Here is a 4,382-nt window from a genome sequence, read left to right as displayed (position 1 = left end):
GTGTTGTTAATATGGGCGGAAATAAGGCAAAAACAGAATCTGTAGTTATGAGAGGAAAAACAGGAACTATAAGATTTATTTAATGGAAAAAGATTAAAAATTGCTAGGGTATATAGAGGCAAAAGTATAGATATTTTAGCAAAAGAAACAAATATAAATAAAAAAGATATATTAGCTTTTGAAGAAAATAAATATAAACCAACTTTAGAAAATGCATTAAAATTATCTAATATACTTCATTTTCCAAGAGAATATTTCTATGATAATGAAAATATAAAAGTTTTAGTAGAGGATTCACACTTTAATCCAAATTCTACACTGCCAAGAATGGAAGAAATATCATACAAAGAAAAATTAATTATGTTAAGAAAATTATTTTTATTCTTTGAAGATTATATAGGTTTCCCACAACTAGACTTACCTAATAATTTACATAGAGGAGATTCTATGGAAGTTCTTTCTCAAAAAATAAGAGAGCATTGGGACTTATGGGATGACGAAAAACCAACACCTTTAAATTTAGGTGATATAATGACGGCAAAAGGTATAATAATAAGCTATATGAATGTTAATAGAAGGGGTGCAAGTCCTTTTACTCAAAAGCAATCAGTAGATAAAAATACAAAATATGTTATTGCTTTAGGTGGAGATAAAAATATTGCGCCTATAAGAAATCATGACTTAGCTTGTGAATTAGGATATATAGTTAGTGATATACTAAATATACCTTTAAAGAAATTTGACTGTGAAGAATTTGCTGCTGAATTTTTACTTCCAAAACAAGCATTTTTAAATAGTATTCAAGAAGCAAATGAATTAGAAGACTTTGTTAATCTAAAAGCTAAATGGGCAGTACCTGTTAGTTTATTAGTTTATAGAGCATATAGTCTAGGTGTAATAAGCTATAAAAAATACAATTATCTACTTAACGATTGGCAACAAAGAGGTTGGAATAAAGTTGAACCACTAGATGATAAGTTTAAATTAACTGACTCATCATTACTAAAAATGGCATATGAAGCTTTAATAGAAAATCATATAGTGAGCAATGCAACTTTAATAGATAAATTATATTCTCAAGGGATAACTTTATATCCAGAGGATTTAGAGATATTAATGGATTTAAAACCAAATACATTACAAACAAAAAACAATAAAAATAATGTAAAAAAAGTTGATTTTAAAAGAAAAAGAGCGTAAAAAATACCCCCTTGTTTTAACAAGGGGATTTTTTAATCTTAAGGAAATTATATATTATCCGGTTTGTGGATAATGTATAATTTCCAACATATTAACTAAAGCAACGGAATCTCCGATTCGTTGGCGCCATGAGCGAAGCGAATTTTTTTATTTGTATAAATCAACTCTTCTAGCAGACAGAAGTGGGAGTTCTTTTCTAATTTTGTCTACATAATCTAAGTCTAATTTGATTATTTTATATCCTTCTTTTTCATTCATTTTATATAAAATATCGCCCCAAGGAGATACAACTAAAGAGTTGCCATATGATATATAACAACTATCAACATCTCTGCTAGGTGCACAACCTATTGTATAAACCTGATTGTCTACAGCTCGTGATCTAAACATTAAATCCCAATGGGCAGGACCTGTAGTCATATTAAAGGCAGCGGGAACAATTATAATTTTTGCACCATCTTGTGCCATTAATCTTCCAAGTTCGGGAAATCTAAAATCAAAACAAATACAAAGTCCTATTTTTCCAAACTCAGTATTAAATACAGTAATATTATCGCCAGGTGTCAATGTATCAGATTCTTTAAATGCTTGTCCTCCTTTTACATCTATATCGAATAAATGAACTTTTCTATGTTTTCCTATTTTTTCTCCACTTCTATCAAATGCATATGAAGTATTATAAACTAGATTATTTAAATCTTTTTCAGGGATAGAGCCACCTACTAAATATATATTATTTTCTCTCGACATATTAGAAAGTTCTATAAATGATTTTTCACCTTCAAATTCTGCATATAATGGGAAGTTACTTGTTTTATAAGGAGTAGTAAACATCTCTGGAAGAATTGCTAAATCACAACCATCATTAGCAGCCTTATTTACAAATTTTCTAGCTGTCTGTAAATTCTTATCTTTATCTTCTTCGACATGCATTTGTATCAATGCTACTTTTATTTTATTCATATTTCTATTATCCTCCTAGACTTTATATATTTTATATTTATTAATAAAATGGTATATAAGATTTTTATCAATGTCAAACGAGTGAGAATTAATTAGCGAGAAAAACTATATATAAATATACATACAAATATATATTTAGAAAATTCAAAAATATACTCGATTAATATACATATCCGGGTAAAAGTATAGTATAATGATAGAAATATACATGATAGTATATAAAAGGGGGAATACTTATTATAATTAAGTAGTTATAAATAAAAAGCAAGGAGATAATTTATTATGTCACAACTTCCAAAAGTGGGACAAAATCTTAGACGATTGAGAAATGGTTTAGGGTTGAGTTTAGATGAAGCATCAAAATTGACAGGCGTTAGTAAAGCTATGCTAGGGCAAATTGAAAGAGGAGAATCAAGTCCAACTATATCGACATTATGGAAGATTTCATCTGGATTAAAAGTTAATTTTATATCTTTATTGGACGATAATAGAAATCAACTAGTTTTAGTAAAAAAAGACGAAATACATCCAATTAAAGAGGAAAATGGTAAAATGATAATATATCCTATATTTCCATTTGATTCGAAAAATGGGATAGATGTATTTTTAGTAGAATTATATCCAGATTGTAGTCATGTATCAGCTATACATAAAAACGTCTTAGAAGAAATGATTCTCGTATCAGGAGGGACATTGACTATCCAAGTAGAGCAAGAGGTATATGAATTAAATAAAGGAGACAGTTTAAAATTTGGCGGGGGATTAAATCACATATATATGAATAAAGGAAATGAAAAAGTTTTATTTCATAATATAGAAATATATAAATAATAAAAAATGGGCTAATCTTAATAAAATTAGTCCATTTTGTTTTTACAAAGCTTAAAACAGGTATCATAATTTTATAAAAAAATCATATAAACAACTAAAAATTAATAACTTATGATATAATTATAAACATGTAAAATAATAGGGGGAAATTTAATTTGAAAAAGAAACCAATTATATTTTTGATATTGATTTTATTAATTTGTTCTCTATTTATGCCACTTACTGTTAACTATACAGGTCAAAGTAAAATCTTTAATTCTAGTAGGTTAAATAGATATACTTCATTAACTAGATTAGAGAATATTTCAAATCAATATATAACAAGTTATAAACAAAATGTAGGATTTGAATTAAAAAATGATCTAGGATTAGTTGAAGGAATTAAAAATGGAGTAGTTGTATTTGGAAATTATTTTAGAAATATTATTACAGGCACTATTTTAGATTATAAAAATGGCTTTAATAATGTAAGTGGGGATATGAAGATAGTATGGATATTTTTCGGGCTATTTGTTGAAATAGCTAAGAATATATTATTTTCATCTTTAGAATTAGTTGCAATTATTTTAATATTATTATCACAGGCAACTAGTAGCTATAATTATATATTATCTTATTTACTTACAATTTTATTTATAATAGGAATTACATACGTTTTTAAGAAAAAATAATTTAAAACTTGTGGAGGAATATATTATGGAAAGAAGTACAATAAGTCAAGCAATGTTAAGAGTATCTGAATTAGAGAGAATATACAGAGATAAAATGTATACTATGATGAAACTTGAAAATATAGTACAAGAGTATATATTAGAATCAGATGGAACTAGATATGATTGTAATGAGGTTGTCGACTTTAATAGAGAATTTGAGCTTATAATAGAATTAGGTCAAGAGATTTCTACAATAAAAACTAATATATCTAAGGCAAATAATGAAAATTATATAGAAACAAAAAACGGTAAGCTAAGCCTTCAAGGCACATTAAATAGAATTAAATATCTAAGAGAGCAAGTCAATAATTTTGAAAATATTTTAGATGGTGTTAAATCATCAAAAGAAAGAAAAGTAGATGCAGCGGCAACTTCTGTTTATTATAGAGTTAAAGAACCGAATTTTAATAAAAAAGAGTTGAAAAAGTATTTAGAAGATAGAAATGAAGAAATCTTAGAGCTTGAAATTGCATTAAATAAAGCTAATAATGAGATTTTAATAGATATAGATTAATAGAATTTTTATTCTTTTAATAAATATGTGTGCAAATTAAAATACTATCTTTAGTATACTTGAGGTATAAATGAATATAACAATTCACAAATTAAAATATAACATTTAAACCACATATATTTTTTAACAAATTAAAATTTATAATTTACAAGTAATACAGA

The 4,382-nt window shown here is 26.1% G+C and carries 5 protein-coding genes; 4 read left to right on the top strand and 1 reads right to left on the bottom strand.

Going from position 1 to position 4,382, the window contains the following annotated elements; all coding sequences use genetic code 11:
• Nucleotides 1-360: 360 nt before the first annotated feature.
• Nucleotides 361-1,200 (top strand): transcriptional regulator, encoded by an 840-nt coding sequence (locus I4U58_RS12805; protein ID WP_243269636.1) that lies wholly within the window; start codon nt 361-363, stop codon nt 1,198-1,200.
• 147 nt (nt 1,201-1,347) lie between these two features.
• Here I4U58_RS12805 and I4U58_RS12800 read toward each other — a convergent pair whose 3' ends face one another.
• Nucleotides 1,348-2,163 carry a carbon-nitrogen hydrolase family protein gene (locus I4U58_RS12800; protein ID WP_195931730.1) on the bottom strand — a complete coding sequence of 272 codons (816 nt, stop codon included), beginning with the start codon at nt 2,161-2,163 and terminating at the stop codon, nt 1,348-1,350.
• Between the two features lie 282 nt (nt 2,164-2,445).
• Here I4U58_RS12800 and I4U58_RS12795 point away from each other — a divergent pair, with 282 nt between their 5' ends.
• The 3 genes from I4U58_RS12795 to I4U58_RS12785 all read left to right on the top strand — a co-directional run bounded on the left by I4U58_RS12795 (nt 2,446) and on the right by I4U58_RS12785 (nt 4,221).
• A complete protein-coding gene (locus I4U58_RS12795; protein ID WP_207743895.1) occupies nt 2,446-2,994 on the top strand; it encodes an XRE family transcriptional regulator in 549 nt (182 codons plus the stop codon).
• 155 nt (nt 2,995-3,149) lie between these two features.
• A complete protein-coding gene (locus tag I4U58_RS12790; RefSeq protein ID WP_195931729.1) occupies nt 3,150-3,665 on the top strand; it encodes a hypothetical protein in 516 nt (171 codons plus the stop codon).
• A 25-nt stretch (nt 3,666-3,690) separates the two neighbouring features.
• Complete coding sequence (locus I4U58_RS12785) at nt 3,691-4,221, top strand: hypothetical protein (protein ID WP_195931728.1); 531 nt, start codon at nt 3,691-3,693, stop codon at nt 4,219-4,221.
• The last annotated feature ends 161 nt before the right edge of the window (nt 4,222-4,382 follow it).

This window comes from Clostridium sp. 1001270J_160509_D11 (assembly GCF_015667935.1).
Lineage (GTDB): Bacteria > Bacillota > Clostridia > Peptostreptococcales > Peptostreptococcaceae > Intestinibacter.
Note: the sequence above shows the minus strand (reverse complement) of the source record. Positions and strands in the feature narration are given on the sequence as shown.

Excerpts from the sequence above, each read along its gene's own strand:
- I4U58_RS12805 (WP_243269636.1), top strand. The coding sequence starts at position 361 with ATGTTAAGAAAATTATTTTTATTCTTTGAAGATTATATAGGTTTCCCA.
- I4U58_RS12800 (WP_195931730.1), bottom strand. The coding sequence starts at position 2,163 with ATGAATAAAATAAAAGTAGCATTGATACAAATGCATGTCGAAGAAGAT.
- I4U58_RS12795 (WP_207743895.1), top strand. The coding sequence starts at position 2,446 with ATGTCACAACTTCCAAAAGTGGGACAAAATCTTAGACGATTGAGAAAT.
- I4U58_RS12785 (WP_195931728.1), top strand. The coding sequence starts at position 3,691 with ATGGAAAGAAGTACAATAAGTCAAGCAATGTTAAGAGTATCTGAATTA.